Raw genomic sequence first — 19,028 nt, 5'->3', positions numbered from 1 at the left:
GAAGCACATGACATTATCAACGAGCGCGGAAAACAGGTTTGTGACAGATTTGCTATTGGTTTGTTTCCCACAATTTTGCTCATAGATAGATCAGGCGTGATAGTTTATAGGAATGAAGGAAGCGGAAGTGATGAAATGAAAAAGCTTGACTCATTTATACGTTCATCGCTTGGCCTTTGACCTAGACTAGGAAAGTGTTGGATAAAACGTAATGAGAGAAAATATTTTGTCTGGGAAATAAATAAAAATGAGGCACTCCAATAATAATCAGTACAATGGAATATTAAATAAAAGTAATAAAAGCTGGTATTTTTTAGCAGTTCGATGATGTCCAAATAAAAGATTAAAGGAAATATGGTCATTTTAACGTCAATATTTTAAAGTTGTATTGTCAATCTCTATTAAAATTAAAAATCTAACCTAAGCCTAAAAATGATATTCATCTCAGCTCAACCGGACCAATACTATTTTTTGTGGCAGTTAGAACTACTTATTTTCAATTTCAGAAGATTAGGGATTAGTGCTAATGATATCCATATATTAATAGGCTATGATCCGCAATCGGGACCATCTCAAGAATTCCGAAAGTTTAAGAAAAAATATGTTGATATTAATATTAATGAATATCAGGATTCAAGGATTTCCAAGAAATATTTATCTTCAATACGTCCGCACATTTTAGCAAAACATTTTAAAAAGTATCCAAAGTTGCAAAATGAGCCTCTATTTTACCATGACTCGGACATTGTCTTTAGCAGGTTGCCAGATTTTTCAGATCTACTGGACGATGATATTTGGTATGCATCAGAAACTGCAGAATATACAAATATGAATTATATAATTCAAAACTCATCGAATGAGTTTTTTTTAGACATGTGCAGAATTTTGGAAGTAGACCCTAAAAAAGTGGAAGAACAAGACAAAAATGCTGGTGGTGCACAATACTTATTGAAAGATTGTTCTGTAAATTTCTGGGAAAAAATCGAGGTAAGTTGTGAAAAGCTTTTTGAATTTCTCAATGAGAGTAAATTAAAAAAGGGTTTTTGTAATACAACATCCATTGTTAGCCCATGGTATAGTGATATGTGGGTTCTTTGGTGGAGTGCAATTGCAGAAGAAAGGAAGTTTAAAATTGCATCCCAATTGGATTTCAGCTGGGCGACAAGCCCTGTAAGTGAATGGGATACAAAAGCAATTTTGCATTATACGGGAAGTGTTATGTCAGACAATGAAAAGATTTTCAGAAAGGCAAGTTTTTCATCGTGTTCACCATTTTTTAGTAGCTTTTCAAATATCGATCAAAACACATGTAGCTACCCCTTGGTACAACTTATTTCAGAATTTAAAAGAACTTGTACGGAACAAAGAAGAATTTTGGTTGATATTTCATTTCTAATCATTGTTCGCATAGACTCTATTGATAGATTAGAAAATACCTTTGCAGTAACCAATTATTTATGCAATAATTTTAAAACCAATGTCATACTAATGGAGGTAGATAGTAAGCAGCACATTGATTTAAAAAAGATCCATCCAGATGTGAAGTATATATATCAGTTTGATGAAAATCCGAAATTGCATCGAACAAAATATAATAATAAGTTAATTAAACAATGTGACACTTCTTTTATTGCGCTCTATGATATTGATGTGGTTTTACCTATCGATCAAATTGTTAAATCAGTAGAACTTCTTCGTCAAGGTAATTATAAAATCGTGTTTCCGTTCGATGGACGATGTTTGAGTGTAGATATTTTGCTAAAAGCTATGTTTATTAAGATTATGGACGAAGAGTTCTTAAGTTCAAATTATGATAAGCAGACGATTTACTCAAGACGTGCTGTCGGGGGCTGTATATTTTTAGATCGCATGTGCTATGTAAATAGTGGTGGAGAAAATCAAAATATTACATCTTGGGGTCCTGATGATGTGGAACGCTTTAAAAGAATGAAGATTTTAGGACATAAATATAAGCGTATACAAGGTGTGTTATATCATCTACATCATTCCAGAAAAGAAAATAGTGGTTATCAGAGCAATCTTGATAACATCATACTAATGGAGGAATATCTCAAAATCTGCGAATTTAAAAGGAGCGATTTGGAAGAATATGTCAAAACATGGGCTTGGATAACAGTTTAATAGGATTTAGTTAATAATTTAAAAAATGACTGAGAAAATGCAATTAAAACCAAAGGTTACAAATTACGGTCTGATTAATGGGTTAATGGGAGAAACCATATTTAAATTCTATCTCTCTAGAAAAAACAAAGACCCTGAACTTGAAAAATTTGCGGAGCAACTTCTTGAACAAGTAGCGGAACAAATATCGTTTGTAGATAGTTTTGATTATGCAAATGGATTGGCGGGGATTGGGTTCGGAATCGAATGGCTGTCACAGAATGGATACTTGGACGAAAACACTGATGAGTTGCTTGAGGAAATTGATAATGAACTTTATAAGAGTGTTGTTTACGCTAAAAATAAAGTTCAGGATCTTTTTTATGGAACTCTTGGAAAGGCTCATTATTTTCATAAAAGACTACAAGCAAAAAATCCTAATCAGAATCGATATAAACGAATCTGCCTAATAGAATGCTTAATCCTACTGTCGGATGAACTTAGTGAATACCTTTTAGAAGAAAACACAGGTCTCTTACTTAAAAAAATGAAAAATATGTCTGAAGACGACCTCGGAATAGTCTCACATGTCTTAATTTTATTTGAAAAGCTCTTGGTGGATCGCACTAATCTTGAGTGTGTTAAACAGACACTTTGTGGCATATACAAATTTGTAGAAAAATTAAATTTTAAAAGACAAGCTAAATTATCGCATCTTCAGTTAGTTTATTCCTTTGCGCTTGTGGGAAGAAGATTGCAAGATCCTATTTGGCAGCGTAAATCAGAACAGCTTTATAGTGATATTCTAAGGAATTCCAATTTAAACAACATAGATCCTGTGATTGATTTTATACAAAATGAACTGGCTTGTTTTTTTGATTTTCCTTATACCAGGGAATACAAAAAGAAAAACGTCGCAAGCATTTTAGATTTAGTTTTATTGGATAATGATACGCTTCCGGAATTATTGCTTTGGAAGTAGTACTTACTTCATAAATGTAATATTTTTCTATAAAAATCTCATTAACAATTAAATAAAACCAACTTGTCATGATCATTAATTATTTGATACTGGTCCACAAAAACTTTTCTCAACTTGATCGGATGATAAAGGCGCTCGATGGAAACGGTGTTTTTTTTTACGTTCATGTTGATAGAGACTTTTCCAGGTCAATAGAGAAATGTGATTTTTTGACAGCTGAAAATGTTAAGATTATATCAAAAAGCTTTTCAGTGAATTGGGGCGGATTTAGTATGGTTAAAGCAACTATTGAACTTATAAATGAATCGGTCAAATCAAAAAACAAGGGATATCACGTATTGATAAGCGGACAAGATTTTCCGATAATGTCCAAAGAAATAATATTCAACAAACTATCAGCTAATTATGGTTTAGAATACATTGAATATTGGCCTTTGCCTTATAAAAAATGGGCTTATGGGGGGAGAAACAGGATAGAACAATATTGGTTTATTGATAAGATTGGGTTGAATGAGAGTACAATCATTGCTAACCTTCAGAAAATAAATGGATTCGTGCGCAATGGGCTTTTCGACTTTCCAATTTTCGGAGGATCACAATGGTGGTGTTTAACTTATGAATGTATTTGCTATGTCTTGAAATTTATAAAAAAAAATCGTGTGATTATCAATTATTTTGAACTTACACTTATTCCTGATGAACTTTTTTTTCAAACGATTTTACTGAATTCATTATATAGGGATCGAATTGTCAATGATAACTTGCGTTACATAGATTTCGAAAAAGGAAGCTCTCACCCTAAGACATTAAAAAAGAGTTGCTTAAAATCTTTGCAGTCTTCGGGTAAACTTTGGGCGAGGAAGTTTGATAACCAGCAGGATTCGGAAATACTTGACCTAATTGAGTTCTCCATTAAACAAAAAAATGATGGTAACAACTTAATAGTTTATTGAAAGCAGATGAAAATATTAATAATTTAATATGGGCAAGATATTTCCATTTTTTAGGCAACCAGATCAAATGGACTGCGGCCCTACTTGCTTGCGTATGATTGCCAAACATTTTGGCCGAAATTACTCATTACAGAGGCTACGTGAAATTGCTGGAATAAACAGAGCAGGCGTATCCTTGTTGGGAATCAGTGAAGCGGCTGAGAAGATCGGACTTAGAACCACCGGGGTTAGGATAACACTTGACAGACTGTTAGAAGTCGAACTACCCTGTGTCCTTCACTGGAAACAAAATCATTTTGTAGTGCTCTACGATGCTCCGGAGGAAAAAGGTAAAAGGGGAAAGAATTTTTTCATCGCGGATCCTGGAAAAGGAAAAATTAAATATACAGAACCAGAATTTCTTAGACTATGGTTGAGTACCAAGGCAAACGGCCAGCCTGAGGGAATCGTACTTACTCTATCAGCTGCCCCGGAATTTTACGAACTTGGTGGAGATCCCGACAAGGGTTTAAGTCTAGGATATATGCTGCATTATCTCATCCAGTACAAAGGGATGATAGCTCAACTTTTTGTAGGACTTGGAGTTGGCAGCCTGCTCCAACTTATTTTGCCGTTTCTATCCCAATCGTTGGTAGATATAGGTATCAATACGCGTAACCTAGGTTTTGTATACATTATCGTTATAGCACAAACCATGCTTTTTTTGGGACGATTAAGCGTCGATTTTATTCGTTCATGGATTCTTCTGCACATGAGCACCAGAATTAATATTTCCATTCTTACTGATTTCCTTATCAAGTTAATGAAGCTTCCCATGGGTTTTTTCGAAACAAAGATGACGGGAGACATTATGCAAAGAATGAACGATCAAGGACGTATCCAGAGTTTTTTGACTGGATCCTCACTCAACACAATCTTTTCCCTGTTCAATTTTTTTGTGTTTGCATTTGTGCTAATCTATTATAATATACAAATCTTCATCATATTCGCGATAAGTAGCGTCATATATTCAGGTTGGGTGGTTTTCTTTTTGAGAAAACGCAGAGAGCTAGATTTCAAAAGGTTTGATATCTCTTCCGAGAACCAAAGTGCAATGGTGGAATTGATAAATGCAATGCAAGAAATTAAGCTAAACAACTGTGAAAAACAAAAAAGATGGGAATGGGAGAGGATACAAGCATCGTTGTTCAAATTCAGTATAAGGAGCCTAAAATTGGGACAATATCAGCAATTTGGAACATTCTTCATCAATGAGGGAAAAAATATACTTATTACGTTTATAGTTACCAAGGCCGTTATTGACGGACAATTGACACTCGGCGCAATGATGGCAGTACAGTACATTGTTGGTCAGTTGAATAGCCCCATCGAACAGATGTTAGGATTTATTCAAGGATTACAAGATGCAAAAATAAGCCTTGAGAGACTAAACGAGATTCATGAGATAAAAAACGAAGAACCTATTGACAAGCATTTTATGATGGAGCTTCCTGCCAGTAAGAGTATCAGCATCAGAAACCTTACGTTTACCTACCCTGGTGCAGGAAACGAGCCTGTATTGGACAATATTACTATCAATATCCCCGAAGGAAAGACCACAGCTATAGTGGGGATGAGTGGAAGTGGCAAGACGACTATTCTTAAACTTTTGCTTAGATTTTACGAAGCGGAAAAGGGAGATATAAAAGTAGGTAATACAAACCTACAGCAGATAGGGTATCGGTTTTGGAGGGGCGAATGCGGTATTGTGATGCAAGATGGGTACATATTCTCAGATACTATTACTAAGAATATCGCCATCGCTGACGACTATCCTGATATTACCAAACTTATGCATGCGATCAAGGTAGCAAATATTAGTGATTTTATAGAAGAACTTCCTTTAGGCTTGAATACTAAGATTGGAGCAGCAGGAAACGGGATAAGCCAAGGGCAGAGACAACGATTATTGATCGCGAGGGCTGTGTATAAGAACCCAGAATATATATTTTTTGATGAGGCAACGAATGCCCTAGATGCAAATAATGAACGGGTCATTATGCAGAACCTTGAGAATTTCTTCTTTGGGAAGACTGTGGTGGTGGTGGCACATCGGTTGAGCACAGTTAAGAATGCTGATAATATATTGGTGCTTGAGAAAGGTGTAATAATCGAACAAGGTAGCCATAGTGAGCTCACGAATGCAAGGGGTGCATACTTTGAGCTCGTTAAAAACCAGTTGGAGTTAGGAGGCTAATATTAACATTTTATGAAAACTGAACAAAATGAAGAGATTCTAAGTACACTTGATGGTCATGAGATTAATAGTGAGGAAGTACAGGACATTATAACGGCTGTTCCATCTTGGATATTAAGGTGGGGAATCACAATTGTATTCTCTATTTTATTGATAATTGTAATGATATCACGTTTAATTAGGTATCCAGATGTGATTAAGACCGGGCTTAAAGTTAACTCGCTTAATGCTCCCAAAGGTGTATTCTCGAAGGAATCTGGAAAGCTTGTAACAATTCTAGCCAAAGAGGGGGAAGTGGTACGCAAAGGGCAGTCTTTGGCTTTCATTGAGAGCACAGCCACTCATAATGATGTCCTTATGTTAAGAGATTCGCTAGAAGAAATGAACCGCAGTTTGATCGACCATAAAAAACTTCATTCATTAAAGCTTGTCGGTCTGAATTTGGGTGAACTACAGTCTGATTATCAGCAGTTCGTTGTTGTTTATCTTGAATACACTGCTACCGAAAATGATGGATATTTTATTGGACAGCGTAATTTTTTGGAAAAGGATCTCAAGCAATTAGAAATCCTCAGGAGGCAAATTAGGATACAACAACAAATACGTGAGCAGGAGTTTCGTAATGTGGAGGAGCAGTTTAAAGCTTATAAAAAACTTTACCAAAAAGGAATAATTTCTCGCAATGAGTTTAGGCAACAAGAAAACAGTTATCTCTCTGGAAAATACCCCTTGCTGGAAAGCACAACAGTCTTGTTAGATAATGGCAATGCTTCTGCCCAGAAAAACAAGGATATCTTAGACCTTAAGCACACTATAGCCGAGGTTAGGGCTAAGTTCCGACAGTCTTTAAGCAATATGCTATCCCAGATAAAAGCATGGCAAGCCAAATACGTGTTGACGGCTCCATTAGCAGGGAAATTGAGCTATGCAGGTGTCATTCAGGAGAATCAAACAATTCTCGCCAATCAAGAAGTTTTCGTCGTTAACCCATCCAACCTTAATTTTTTTGGCGAGGTACTCATTCCTCAGTACAATATGGGTAGGGTTAATGTAGGCCAAAAGGTACTGGTTAAGATGCAAAGCTTTCCATATGAACAATATGGTCTAATTAGAGGGGAAATCAGCTATATTTCAGATGTTGCTTTCCATGACAGTGTATTTGTTGCAAAAGTTAATTTCGAGAAATTTGAAAATAGGGACACTGCACACAGAATAGTGCTGAAGAACGGCATGTTGGCTAGTGCGGAAATAATTACCGAAGAAAGCTCACTCTTAGAGAGATTTCTCAGAAATTTTACAAAGATGCTTAACAGTAATTAGCAATGTTTAAAAATGAAAAAAGACCTTACAATATTGATTGCTTGGCATCAGGAATCGGACATCGGCAAGATTGTTTGCTTTGAACAGAACAAACGTACTTTTAAGATGAGTAACCCAGGTGTTGAGGTCATAACTGTGATGAGTCACTTTAATGAGCCGAACCAAGCTTGGTTAAGTACAGACTTGTCAATTTTCCACTGGTATGCCTTGAACAGGCCTGTATGTGAACGTTTTGTTCTCGTTGAATGGGATGCTTGGTGCGATTTAAATCTCCACGACTATTTTAAAAGAGTATGGGATTGTGACGTTGTTGGCCCTTGCATTAAATATCCAAAGCGAGATGAGTGGTATTGGTTTAGTACCATTAGCCAGATGCCTATGGAAATACAGCCTTATGCCACAGGTATTGTTCCCTTTTGCGGCATAATGGTTTCTCAAAAAGCAATGGACAAAATCTGTGAAGAGATTTTGAATCCATGCTATCTCGGCCTCAATAGCGAACTTAGGTTCGCGACTGTCGCAGTGATGCTCGGCTTCGAACCCATCACAAATCCGGTAGTGAGTAGATCAATAAGCTGGAGGAACACGCAAGAGCTTGTTGACGGTCGGAAAACGAAAGGTATACACCATCCCCGGAAGTTTCTTGAAATAAAACACTCATTAGCAGTCATTCTTGATTCTCTACCCTACACTTCAAGTGGAATACCTAAAATTATCCATCAGACTTGGAAGGAAATACCATTACCGGACGATTTAGAATTGTTAGCTCAAACGTGGAAAGAACGTCATCTTGACTGGGCTTATTTACTTTGGACAGATGAGATGAACAGGGCGTTTATCTCGGCTTATTTTCCTCATTTTCTAGTATGTTACGATTCATATAAATCAAATATCCAAAGAGTAGACGCAGTCAGATATTTTATTATGTATAAGATAGGTGGAGTATTCGTTGATGCCGATTTTGAATGTGTCGAAAATATCGAACCCATAATTCGGGGATGTGAGGTTGTTTTTGCAATGGAGCCTGACGACCATTGTAAACAGTTTGGGATGGATAAAATAATCTGCAATGCTTTCATGGCCTGTCGTCCTGGCAATAACTTTATGGGGAAGGTCTGTGATTCAATGCGACCATCCATAGTTACTGGAAAAAACTTTATAGAGGAAATTCTCTCCTCGACAGGGCCATTTGCATTGACAAGAATCTATGATGAATATACCGATAAAAAGGAAATAACGATCTTACCATCAGCAACTGTGTATCCTCTTAGCGTTAATGAGGCACGGCGAGCGTTTGATGAAGATGTGGATGAGCATATGCAGGAAAAGATAGATAAGGCTTATGCAATTCACTATTTCTTTGGAACTTGGTATTCTAACATATCTTAAACTTATAGTTTTTTTACGATTATATTTCTCTTTTTGACAGAGAATGGCATATTAAAAATTTATCTAGCAACCATAAATTATGAGATTTGAAGTTAGCGGGATCCGCTATTCGGAACACACCTTTAAAAAAAAGGAAATTGAAATATTAAAAAGTGACTGGAAATCCTTTTCCAGAAAGCGAAATGTCTACCCCAGTAAATCATTTTCTGGGAGAGGAATTGTGTATACTGCAGGAGGAGTTTCATATATAACCTGTGCCTATGTATCAATCACGTATCTTCGAAGACTGGGTTGTGATTTACCCGTAGAAATTTGGCATAGAGGGAATGAAATTCCCGAAGAAATCATGGACTCGTTTAGTTCCCTTAATGTTGAGTTCAGAGATTTCTTGGAGTTGGATGGCAATCTCACAGGCGTTATGCTGAAACCGTTGGCAATAATCAACAGTTCTTTTCAAGAAGTATTATATTTGGATGCAGATAACAACTGTGTAACAGATCCTTCATTCTTATTTGACTGCGCTGAGTACCTTTGCAACGGGGCGCTTTTTTGGCCAGATTATTGGAGGACAGATGGAAAAAATCCGATATGGGCTATAACCCAGACCATCGCAAACTCGGATCCTGAACAAGAAAGTGGGCAGATTCTAGTCGATAAGAGAAAATGCTGGAACGCGCTCCAGCTCTGCCTATACTTTAATAAATTATCAGAATTTTACTATCTCATACTTCATGGTGATAAGGATACTTTTAAATTTGCGTGGCTCGCTACCAAAACTTCTTTTCATATGATAAGGAGCGACGTAGCTTCATGTGGATATCTCCATGCTGGAGAATTTCATGGTACGACAATGGTGCAGTATTCTCCAAAAGGAGAATTGCTTTTTCTTCATCGAAATCTTTTAAAATGGGACATTACATCAGACGATGAACGATGCTGGAAACAAATAAAGTATCTAAATCACGATTTTAAAGATAAAAAAGTAATCTTAAAACCTGGTCCAAATGGAGGTCTCGCATTGGATCTTCAAGAAGATGTTACCTTAGAGGATTGCGATCAAAATATCGTTGCCATGGAAGACGAGTGTATGTCTATTTTAAGCTATTGGCGGTCGACACAAGGTTATCAAGATCTTTTTTTATATAGCCACTTGTCTAAAAACAGGTTCAGGCACGATGTCGTTTTTTCCTTGAAAGGATTTCGACATTATAAAACAAAATCCTTTATGTAAATATTATGATTATGAAAAAAGCAATTTTAAGTATACTGAAAAATGTTGCCACATTATCGCCAAAAGAGCAGACCGAACTTTTTTTTGCAATGTATCAAAAATTGCCATGCAGAAATTCAGAAGATGTAGTGGTTTCAGAGCAACTTTCAAACTCTGTTAACGATTCGCAAGCTACTGCAATCATGCTGGGCGACTTCTCCAGGTCTATAATAGTTGACAGCCAAAATGGCCTGCTTAATGTCGATATTAGGGACCAGGGAGTAGGGCTTACCCTAAGAAACACAGGGGAGTATGGAACCGTAGAATTGGAGCGAATTTTGTCGATAGTAGATAAAAGTAGCAGCGTATTAATCGTCGGTGCACATGTTGGCGCGCTGCTCATCCCGATAGCTAAAAACGTAAATAAAGTAACCGCATTCGAAGCTAATCCTGACACATTCAGGTTGCTTGAGATGAATTTGAAGATTAACAATATTTTAAACTGTGAATGTTACAATATTGCGGCTAGTGACGATGATGGTAAGCTTAGCTTTTTATTAAATACGGTCAATTCAGGTGGAAGCAAAAGAAAGCCTATAGCTAATAAATACATGTACATTTACGATCATCCCAAAGAAGTTTCTGTTGATGGAAAAGCGCTTGACGGTTTTCTCGGTGAGCAGTGTTTTGATTTAATCCTCATGGATATAGAAGGTTCAGAATATTTCGCAATGAAGGGGATGCAGAAAATACTTAGTCTAGCAAAAAATCTTATATTCGAATTTGTCCCCCACCATATCCGTAATGTTAGTGGGGTAAGCATAGATGAGTTTGTAAAAATGTTGGCCGCTTTCGATACCATGTTCTGGCCCTTGAGGAACATAAAGGTGGCAAAAGTCGATTTCGGCTATCTTCTGTCATATCTTTATGATCAGGACATTTGTGAGGATGGGATTATTATGCAAAAGAAATCATTTAGTTGAACTGACATAGCTTACCGGTTTACAAGCGGAATGCAAGGTAAGGATTAGATAAAATATATTTTCTTTTTCCTGCCATAAAATCTCAGCGTTATCTTTATAGAAATTCTCCAGCCGCTCTTTTAGATTTGAAAGACCTGTATTTAAGGTTGGCGTGGATGATTTCTTAGAAATAAGGTTTTCTGTAGTTATGGTGATAATATTATTTTGAACCAGAATATTGATTTTGCCAGGTAATTCTGGGCGGCTTAAATCACCATGCTTATACATGTTTTCAGTTAACGTGATTAGTATCATCGGGATAATATATAAGCCTTTATTCTGAGGTCCATCATATACCAAGTCGAGGTTTAGTTTTTCTTGATGAATGGCTTGAAGGATTTGAACTAAATTTTTCGCCTGTTCTATTTCCTCATCAAGAGTTGAAATATTTCTATGGCTGGTGTTATCTATTGCATATCTCATCATATCGGCCAAGCACACAATCATATATCCAGATGTTTGATCTATTTTTCTAATTTTTCGATGGATAAAGCTTAGAGCATTGAAAAACAGGTGTGGGCTGACTTGTGCTCTGAGATATGCATTCTGTGCTTTTACTAAATCTCTTTCAACAGCGTCTTTTAAAATACGCTCATTTAAGCTTCTAACCGTCAGTTCCTGGAGGTTTCGCTGTTCCCGGATAAAACTCCTAAGGAAGAAGTAGCCTGAGGATATCATGATGAAAAAGAATGATCTATAAATGGCGCCGATGATAAAATGGGGATTGACACCGAAAAGCTCAGAAAAACTTTCATGATTGTAACTGGTAAAGTAATGGTTTAATACTGCCAAGAACACAATATACAATAAGATCTCCGATAGGATTGTTGGAATCAATAGAAGATAAGTAAGCCGGTTTTTCCATAAATCGAGTTTTTGCATAGCAAATAAGTGGAAATAAAAAAGCCCGATATTTAAGCTATAATGTACTACATAGTTTTCGAGCGCTCCAAATTCATTTGCAAAAATACCTGTGAGAACAGATTCGTAAGTTACATAACTAACCCAGCATATGACGTGATAGCGGTTCTTTAACAACCATAAGCGGATAGTATTCGTCCTAAAAAAATATCTTTCCATACCATTTATTTATTAGTAAGTCCCAACCATTTTTCTATTGTTATTGAGGATGTTAATTTCATTGAAAATTAATATTATGAGAAATAACACGATTATCAAGCGCACTGTCTTTGTATTTAAAAGAAAAGTTCGACATGCAACCGAAGACACTGATCCGACGTTTACTTCCTTAACCTTTACAGTCACAGGGCGCCCTCCAAAATGACAAAGTAGATTTCTTCCGTCTAGGTTTTATGGCTTGATTTGAGCAGATGTTTTGTTAGAATATCGTTGAGCTGATTCTTAAAGTTGTTCCCAATATTAAAAGTGCTCCCATCGCTCATAGTAACTTTACAGTTTTCAAGTGATACGATATGTCTTTCCGAAATAATAAAGCTTCGGTGCATTTGGATAAAGCCTCTATTGAGGTTGAATGAATCTTTAGCCTCTTTTAGGCTAAGATGAGTAACTAGTTTTCCGTGCAAAGTATAAATTCGAATATAATTTAACAAGCTTTCGATAGCAACAATATCAGCTAGGAATATCTTTACGAGTTTTAGATTATCGTCCTTATTCTTGACAAAAATATATTCCAGACTATCATTCTTAATTCTCTTCGAATCAAGCCGGTCGCAAGCTCTTTGAACGACTGAAATGAACTTTGGAAAGTTGAATGGTTTCAACAAGAATGCGTCGGCGCTAACCTCAAAAGCATCTAGGGCAGACTTAGCATGTGATGTAGTGAAAATCAATAAATCAGTATTCTCTCTAATCAAAAACCCAAGTTCGCTACCGTTCATAAAAGGCATGTTCATATCTAAAAAGACTATGTCAATATTGGAAGTAGACTTGATGAAAGACAAGGCTTCCTGAGGCATAGTAAACGCTCTTAATAATTCTAAATGAGGGCTATCAATGATATACTCCGAGATTTCTTCAATAGCTGCAACTTCATCATCTATAACAATACAGTTAAAGGGCATAGTGTTTTGAGATTTTGATTTTAATAGTAAAATAAGAAAATAGTCTAATTATAAGAAGGTTACTTGGCATGAGAGATTGTTTGATTGATTTAAAGGTACTAGAAAAATCGAAAGAAATGCATGCAAATGACATAAAAATTAAAGAAATTTATAACCGCTCTAATTTTCAGGCGAAAAGTCTTGTCTCTATTCATAATTCAACTAAAACCGAAAATAAATGATTCCAAAAATCATACATCTTGTTTTTTTAAATAAGAACGAAATTTACCCAGATGTCTTTAAAAAGTGTATTCTTCAAATAAAGAGACTACATTCATCATGGGATATCAGGTTTTATAATGAGGATAACGCGCTAGAAATCATTCGGTCACACATTCCTCAACTCTTACCGATTTATATGAGTTATGCCCACACTGTGCAAAGAGCAGATATATTAAGGGTATTGCTCGTCTATCTATTTGGAGGATTTTACCTTGATATGGATATGTTGTGTCTTAAACCACTTGATGAACTTTGTTCAAACTGCGCAGTGATAGCAGAGGAAAAGACGGTTTCTGTTATGGAAGCTAAAACCCTCAATCTAAAGCATCGTCTTAGGATTGCGAATTATATGTTTGGGAGTCGGCCTGGCTACAGTTTCTGGCTTCTTTTTATAAGGCATTCTATCGAAAAACACTCAGAGAAAATACAGACAGAAAATGACATCTTGGAAAATACGGGGCCTGGACTTATGAGTAATCTGTATTCCAAATACAGGAAGGAATATGGAGACTTGTTGGTTCTGTCGAACAAGGATAGGATATGCATGCTTCCCGACCACAGGCAGGTTTCATGTTATTTTGGGAATTTTGCAGCACATCTCCATCAGGGAACATGGCGGTGGGGGGGCGGACAAATCAGTCAATCGATTTTCAAAGAGTTTTCATCACCTGAGCAATTGAAGTGCTTACAAATTTATATTGATGATTTGCTAAAAAAAAATGATAATAGACGAAACGGTATCATTATCCAAAGAAATTATTTTGAAAACAGTGAGTTCCAGATATTATTCGAATCGATATCAAATATGATGAATTCAAAAGTGACCCAAAGAACGTTAATTGTGGTTGGGAATCCCACATTTTCAAAATTTACTAATAAAAATACTCTTAGAATTCTCTATACCGTTTATTATGAAAAGGATAGGGTTTTTGGATGGGCAAAAACGATAAATGCTAACTATGACCTTTGCGTTGTCGCCGATAAAACTTCTTACAGACTACTATTAAAAGATGGGGTCAAGATTCCTATTTCAATGGTCACATTAGGGTTTCCTAAATATGCTCGGAATATTTATGAGGAAATAGACAGTCCGTATTTTACCATAGCAATTGTATGCTTTGATGAAAATATTTGCTATGCAGAGACAATAATCCGAGCTGTTCAAAGATTATCAAAATCTGCAATTCCGGAAATCAGAATAAAGCTCCATCTGTTAGATAATAATTCAGATATTTCGACTAGCCGACGACTAAAAGTTTTTAGGGGGAAAATGAGTCGTGAGGAATCGATATCAAAATGGTATCGAGATGTGCATTGCGTAATTGATTTACCACATGGAGAGAGATTATCAAATATACATTTGATCGGACTGCATTTCGCTATACCAACAGTTATCGTAAATGACCGAAGCTTTCTGGATACTAGATTGCGTAAGTATTATATTTGGCATAATTGGAACCATCAAAACCTTGAACCTTATAATGCAAATAGGATGGTTCAGCTCATAGAAGAATTTTATCGAAATTATGATTATTATGCAAAATTAGCTGCTAAAGGCAGTCGATATATAGAAGATAGATTTGAAATAGGAGAGACGCAACAGCAAATGCGATACATCATAGAAAAGCATGAAACTAGTTGATAATTTCAAAAGAATGGGAATAATTAGTTAAATTTGACAGTAATGATTATTGATGCATTTTGATTTTCGAATGTCCGCAAAGTTACCGATTTAATAAATAACAACCGATTGCCCGCCTTGTAGATTGTATCGTTCACACCGAATTTAATGTGTTACTTAGAATCGGGCTTTTCAACCAGAAATCATTCACTTAATGGAACCTTGTGACGACAGCAAAATGGCTGCGTTTCGCGTGGATAGGAATTTAATTAAAATTGGAAATAGTCCTGATGCATTAAAGCCTATTTGACGATAAGTAAATATGGCTACTAAAAGACCGTAGATGCCACATTAAAATGCTTCAAATCAGTATAAAACGTTTTACATTCAATGTCGAATATCAGGAACTATTTTGTCCTTCTTTAACAAAGCTGATATAATTTGCTCATTGCATTAGATCTATTGTTTCACCTTTCCAACCAAAACCAAAAACAACTTCTCCTACGCCAAAGAAGTTTTTGCCCTTCGGGTGCAGCGTTCCAGTCTGCACTAGAATAAGCAGTTTTAATGGAAAGGTTAAGAGCGCTAATCAAAAGCTTTGTTCCGTTTCACTTTTCTCAGCATGTATGGCAATAATCCATAGACTTCTTTTAACAAGGATGATATAAGCTCATCATTCTCTTAGATCTATTATTTCAACTTTCCATCTAAAACCAAAAATCACTTTTCGTTCCTCAAAGAAATTTTTGCCCTTCGGATGCTGCGTTCCAGTCTGCACTGGGATAAGCAGTTTTGATGGAAAGGCTAAGACTGCCATTTAAAAGCTTCGTTCCGTTGCACTCTACTCAGCATTTATAAGTTAATGAGAAAAATTTAGACTTTACTTAACAGCGATGATATAGATTGATCATTCTCTTAGATTTATTATTCCACCTCTCCATCCAAAACCAAAAATCACTTTTCGTGCCTCAAAGAAATTTTAGCCCTTCGGGTGCTGCGTTCCAGCCTATGCTGGAATAAGCAGTTTTGATGGAAAGGCTAAGACTGCCATTTAAAAACTTCTTTCCGTTTCACTTTTCTCAGCATTTAAGAGTTAATGAGAAAAATTTAGACTTTACTCAACAGCGATGCTGTAAATCCATCATTGTATAAGACTTCATTTTGGCTTTTGCTGAGGCAAATTTAAACCTCTTCGGCAGGCAAGGCCGCACCCTTCGGGTTTGGACAAATAAATCTCCACACCTTGCTTCGCTGCGGGTAGTATTTTTTTGCCTCAAAGCCTTGCCTCACCAGTCCAACGCACAATTTTTCTGCCTCTATCAAAAGCCAAATGGGCGGTTTTGCCGAATTGGTATAACAGATTTTTTAACAATTAAAACTTTAAAAAAATGAAAGTAGCAGAAAAAAGTAACGGAAGTGTGCAAAGCACCACAGAAAGAAAAGATGAAGTGATTTTAAATCCTTCATTAAATGGAAAAAGTCCAAACGGAGCAATCGAAGCCAAAAGTAAAAACGATGCTGTGAAAGCGGCAGAGGGTAAAAAAGTGGAGGTAGTCAACGAAGTTAAGGAAACCGAAAAGTCAAAAGAATTTAAGCCAGTATTAAATCTTGAAGCGACTTTAAAAGTAGTTGATGATTTACACCGCAGGAGTATTCAAAGAGTTAATTTATTAAGCAGAATAAATCAATTAGAAGATTTTGAAATCGCCCTAATTGAAGAGGGTGACGAATTGGAAACAAATCATTTTCAAGGTTGCCAGTTGATTATTAGCGATGATAAGGGTAGAAAATTTGTAACCCGAACCGCAGGTTTAATAAGATTAGTCGCTGAATTTATTCATTCAGCTTGTCTTGCAAAATTAGGTGAGATAGAGGCAAATATTGTTTTTCCTCGCCCCTAAAAGGCTTCGCCCCGGCGTTCTGTCGGGGCATTTTTTCACTCATATTAAAGGCAGATAGCAATGATTGAAGTATTTATAGAAGTAACAAACCAAATTTTTTGGGAAGGTTACGCAGAACAACTTGCAGAGAACGATCCGCAAAGATTTCAAATGGAGTTAGACGAATTTTTAAAACAGTATAAATTTTAAGACGATGGCACACAACATAAATTTCAACGAGCAAACAGGAAAACACAGTTTTTTTTCTACCAAAGAAAAAGCCTGGCACAACTTAGGACAAGTGGTAGCTGATTATCCGACCAGTGCGGAAGCAATTAAATTTGCAGGATTAGACTACAAGGTATTAAAACTGCCTAACAGACATCATTTCCCAGATGGAAAAATTGATATTTCAAACGCTTCTTATTTTACCTATAGAACGGATAGCCTTGAAATATTGGGCGATAAATTAGGCCCAGATTATGAGGTGGTGCAGAATACAGATGCTTTTACTTTTTTCGATTCAATTGTAGGTGGTAAAGATGGTATTCTTTATGAAACCGCGGGGGCTTTAGGAAAAGGCGAACGAATTTTTATTACCGCGAAATTGCCCGATTATATCCGCGTAGGCTATGATGATTTAATTGAGAAATATTTATTTCTTACCACCTCGCATGACGGTTCGGGAAGTATTACAGCCGCATTTACCCCAGTTAGGATTGTGTGCAACAATACCTTAAACGCAGCTTTAACAAATATGACCAATTGCATTAAAATTAGGCATACGCAGAGTGCACAAGATAAATTGCGCCAAGCGCATAAAGTTATGGGTATAACAAACAGCCTTTCTGATGAACTAAGTCAAATTTTTAACCATTGGGCAAAAGTTAGGATAACAGATAAAGAAGTATTAAAGCTAATCCAAAAAGCAATGGCGCCATCTAAAGAAGTTTTGCAAAATGTGTTAGATGGTAATGAAAATGAATACTCTACTTATTTTAATAATGTTTGTTCTAATGTGTGTGAATACGCTTTTTCTAGTCAGACCCAACAAACGCCAACCACTAAAGGAACATTATTTGGCGCTTATAATGCCATAACTGGCTATTACCAAAATGTAAAGGAATTTAAGAATGAAGAAAGTAAATTTAAATCGATACAGTTTGGTACAGGTTTAAATAAAACCCAGCAGGCATTTAAACTTTGCCAAAGCTTTGCTAAAAATGAGCATGGTTTATATCTGAATAATTGAGAGAAGGGCGAGAGCCCTTTTTTTTAAAAAAATCGCCGCGAGCCCCGCATTTTTCGCTATTGCTTATGAGTTCATAAAAACGAAAAATGCGGGGCTGATTAGAGTGGAGGACTTCTTTTGAAAATGTAAAGCGAGTTGTGTAAGCATCAATTATCGTACAATTTAGCCTCTATGCCCCACACATGTTCATTTGCATCAAGGTAGTATTTAAAAAATGGGTATCCCAAGAAAGGGGAGCCTCCACATTTTTAAAATCTCCACCTTGCCTTTAGTGTTGCATATAGGCTTATGGCTCACCATAATTAATTTTTAACTATTAAAATTCAAAAATTATGGAAAAGCGCATTGATCAAGTTTCATTATTTCAAGTATCAGAAATCAACGTAAGTTACAAACCAAAGTTTAAAGCGTCTGAAAGACCAAAAGTGTCTTCATCAAAAGACGTTTTCAATATCCTATATAACAATTGGGATTTAGATAGACTGGAACTTCAAGAACAGTTTAAAATTGTATTGCTAAACAGAGCGAATAGAGTGATAGGGATTTATGAAGTTTCTTCTGGCGGAATGGCAGGTACATTAGCTGATCCAAAGCTAATTTTTAGCACCGCTTTAAAATGTTGTGCTAGCGGAATAATTCTAAGTCATTATGCAAAGCAATTAGTTATGTAAAGTGATAAACAATAATGCGGCTTTAGTTGGGCGTTACTGCATAATTTTTGGTTATATCACTTTACATA

Annotated in this window: 15 protein-coding genes; 13 read left to right on the top strand and 2 right to left on the bottom strand. The window is 36.1% G+C overall.

Going from position 1 to position 19,028, the window contains the following annotated elements; all coding sequences use genetic code 11:
* The first annotated feature begins 432 nt into the window (after window positions 1-432).
* From ABIB40_RS14200 to ABIB40_RS14165, 8 genes are all read left to right on the top strand, one after another.
* Window positions 433-2,142, top strand: a complete 1,710-nt coding sequence (locus ABIB40_RS14200) for a galactosyltransferase-related protein (protein ID WP_354360045.1) — start codon at window positions 433-435, stop codon at window positions 2,140-2,142.
* Window positions 2,143-2,167: 25 nt separating this feature from the next.
* On the top strand, window positions 2,168-3,103 hold the full coding sequence (locus tag ABIB40_RS14195; protein ID WP_354360044.1) for a lanthionine synthetase LanC family protein: 936 nt from the start codon (window positions 2,168-2,170) through the stop codon (window positions 3,101-3,103).
* A 68-nt stretch (window positions 3,104-3,171) separates the two neighbouring features.
* Window positions 3,172-4,056 carry a beta-1,6-N-acetylglucosaminyltransferase gene (locus tag ABIB40_RS14190; protein ID WP_354360043.1) on the top strand — a complete coding sequence of 295 codons (885 nt, stop codon included), beginning with the start codon at window positions 3,172-3,174 and terminating at the stop codon, window positions 4,054-4,056.
* A 28-nt stretch (window positions 4,057-4,084) separates the two neighbouring features.
* The gene (locus ABIB40_RS14185; RefSeq protein WP_354360042.1) at window positions 4,085-6,292 is read left to right on the top strand and encodes a peptidase domain-containing ABC transporter; all 2,208 of its coding nucleotides are present in this window, start codon (window positions 4,085-4,087) and stop codon (window positions 6,290-6,292) included.
* 12 nt (window positions 6,293-6,304) lie between these two features.
* Window positions 6,305-7,612, top strand: coding sequence for a beta-barrel domain-containing protein (locus tag ABIB40_RS14180; RefSeq protein ID WP_354360041.1), 1,308 nt, complete (start codon window positions 6,305-6,307; stop codon window positions 7,610-7,612).
* A gap of 12 nt (window positions 7,613-7,624) precedes the next feature.
* A complete protein-coding gene (locus tag ABIB40_RS14175; protein ID WP_354360040.1) occupies window positions 7,625-9,001 on the top strand; it encodes a glycosyltransferase in 1,377 nt (458 codons plus the stop codon).
* A gap of 79 nt (window positions 9,002-9,080) precedes the next feature.
* Entirely contained in the window at window positions 9,081-10,232 is a 1,152-nt protein-coding gene (locus ABIB40_RS14170; RefSeq protein ID WP_354360039.1) for an alpha-mannosyltransferase, read from the top strand.
* An 11-nt stretch (window positions 10,233-10,243) separates the two neighbouring features.
* A complete protein-coding gene (locus ABIB40_RS14165) occupies window positions 10,244-11,194 on the top strand; it encodes an FkbM family methyltransferase (RefSeq protein ID WP_354360038.1) in 951 nt (316 codons plus the stop codon).
* On the opposite strand, the gene ABIB40_RS14160 is transcribed toward ABIB40_RS14165, so the two are convergent.
* Together ABIB40_RS14160 and ABIB40_RS14155 are read right to left on the bottom strand one after the other, a co-directional pair.
* Complete coding sequence (locus tag ABIB40_RS14160; protein ID WP_354360037.1) at window positions 11,183-12,313, bottom strand: sensor histidine kinase; 1,131 nt, start codon at window positions 12,311-12,313, stop codon at window positions 11,183-11,185. The genes ABIB40_RS14165 and ABIB40_RS14160 overlap by 12 nt on opposite strands.
* 224 nt (window positions 12,314-12,537) lie before the next feature.
* Window positions 12,538-13,275: a LytR/AlgR family response regulator transcription factor gene (locus ABIB40_RS14155; RefSeq protein ID WP_354360036.1), complete on the bottom strand. Its 738-nt coding sequence runs from the start codon at window positions 13,273-13,275 to the stop codon at window positions 12,538-12,540.
* A 217-nt stretch (window positions 13,276-13,492) separates the two neighbouring features.
* On the opposite strand from ABIB40_RS14155, the gene ABIB40_RS14150 reads away from it, so the two are divergent.
* The 5 genes from ABIB40_RS14150 to ABIB40_RS14130 all read left to right on the top strand — a co-directional run bounded on the left by ABIB40_RS14150 (window position 13,493) and on the right by ABIB40_RS14130 (window position 18,960).
* Window positions 13,493-15,178, top strand: coding sequence for a glycosyltransferase family 32 protein (locus ABIB40_RS14150; RefSeq protein WP_354360035.1), 1,686 nt, complete (start codon window positions 13,493-13,495; stop codon window positions 15,176-15,178).
* A 1,367-nt stretch (window positions 15,179-16,545) separates the two neighbouring features.
* Window positions 16,546-17,058: a hypothetical protein gene (locus tag ABIB40_RS14145; RefSeq protein WP_354360034.1), complete on the top strand. Its 513-nt coding sequence runs from the start codon at window positions 16,546-16,548 to the stop codon at window positions 17,056-17,058.
* A 60-nt stretch (window positions 17,059-17,118) separates the two neighbouring features.
* The gene (locus ABIB40_RS14140) at window positions 17,119-17,247 is read left to right on the top strand and encodes a hypothetical protein (protein ID WP_354360033.1); all 129 of its coding nucleotides are present in this window, start codon (window positions 17,119-17,121) and stop codon (window positions 17,245-17,247) included.
* A 4-nt stretch (window positions 17,248-17,251) separates the two neighbouring features.
* The gene (locus ABIB40_RS14135) at window positions 17,252-18,289 is read left to right on the top strand and encodes a DUF932 domain-containing protein (protein ID WP_354360032.1); all 1,038 of its coding nucleotides are present in this window, start codon (window positions 17,252-17,254) and stop codon (window positions 18,287-18,289) included.
* Between the two features lie 332 nt (window positions 18,290-18,621).
* Entirely contained in the window at window positions 18,622-18,960 is a 339-nt protein-coding gene (locus tag ABIB40_RS14130) for a JAB domain-containing protein (RefSeq protein WP_354360031.1), read from the top strand.
* The last annotated feature ends 68 nt before the right edge of the window (window positions 18,961-19,028 follow it).

Source organism: Pedobacter sp. UYP30, assembly GCF_040547165.1.
Taxonomy (GTDB): Bacteria; Bacteroidota; Bacteroidia; order Sphingobacteriales; family Sphingobacteriaceae; genus Pedobacter.
Note: the sequence above shows the minus strand (reverse complement) of the source record. Positions and strands in the feature narration are given on the sequence as shown.

What these genes read in the sequence shown, in the direction of transcription:
- ABIB40_RS14135 (WP_354360032.1), top strand. Translation starts at nt 17,252, where the DNA reads ATGGCACACAACATAAATTTCAACGAGCAAACAGGAAAACACAGTTTT.
- ABIB40_RS14195 (WP_354360044.1), top strand. Translation starts at nt 2,168, where the DNA reads ATGACTGAGAAAATGCAATTAAAACCAAAGGTTACAAATTACGGTCTG.
- ABIB40_RS14200 (WP_354360045.1), top strand. Translation starts at nt 433, where the DNA reads ATGATATTCATCTCAGCTCAACCGGACCAATACTATTTTTTGTGGCAG.
- ABIB40_RS14180 (WP_354360041.1), top strand. Translation starts at nt 6,305, where the DNA reads ATGAAAACTGAACAAAATGAAGAGATTCTAAGTACACTTGATGGTCAT.
- ABIB40_RS14155 (WP_354360036.1), bottom strand. Translation starts at nt 13,275, where the DNA reads ATGCCCTTTAACTGTATTGTTATAGATGATGAAGTTGCAGCTATTGAA.
- ABIB40_RS14190 (WP_354360043.1), top strand. Translation starts at nt 3,172, where the DNA reads ATGATCATTAATTATTTGATACTGGTCCACAAAAACTTTTCTCAACTT.
- ABIB40_RS14140 (WP_354360033.1), top strand. Translation starts at nt 17,119, where the DNA reads ATGATTGAAGTATTTATAGAAGTAACAAACCAAATTTTTTGGGAAGGT.
- ABIB40_RS14130 (WP_354360031.1), top strand. Translation starts at nt 18,622, where the DNA reads ATGGAAAAGCGCATTGATCAAGTTTCATTATTTCAAGTATCAGAAATC.
- ABIB40_RS14160 (WP_354360037.1), bottom strand. Translation starts at nt 12,313, where the DNA reads ATGGAAAGATATTTTTTTAGGACGAATACTATCCGCTTATGGTTGTTA.
- ABIB40_RS14165 (WP_354360038.1), top strand. Translation starts at nt 10,244, where the DNA reads ATGAAAAAAGCAATTTTAAGTATACTGAAAAATGTTGCCACATTATCG.
- ABIB40_RS14170 (WP_354360039.1), top strand. Translation starts at nt 9,081, where the DNA reads ATGAGATTTGAAGTTAGCGGGATCCGCTATTCGGAACACACCTTTAAA.
- ABIB40_RS14150 (WP_354360035.1), top strand. Translation starts at nt 13,493, where the DNA reads ATGATTCCAAAAATCATACATCTTGTTTTTTTAAATAAGAACGAAATT.
- ABIB40_RS14145 (WP_354360034.1), top strand. Translation starts at nt 16,546, where the DNA reads ATGAAAGTAGCAGAAAAAAGTAACGGAAGTGTGCAAAGCACCACAGAA.
- ABIB40_RS14175 (WP_354360040.1), top strand. Translation starts at nt 7,625, where the DNA reads ATGAAAAAAGACCTTACAATATTGATTGCTTGGCATCAGGAATCGGAC.
- ABIB40_RS14185 (WP_354360042.1), top strand. Translation starts at nt 4,085, where the DNA reads ATGGGCAAGATATTTCCATTTTTTAGGCAACCAGATCAAATGGACTGC.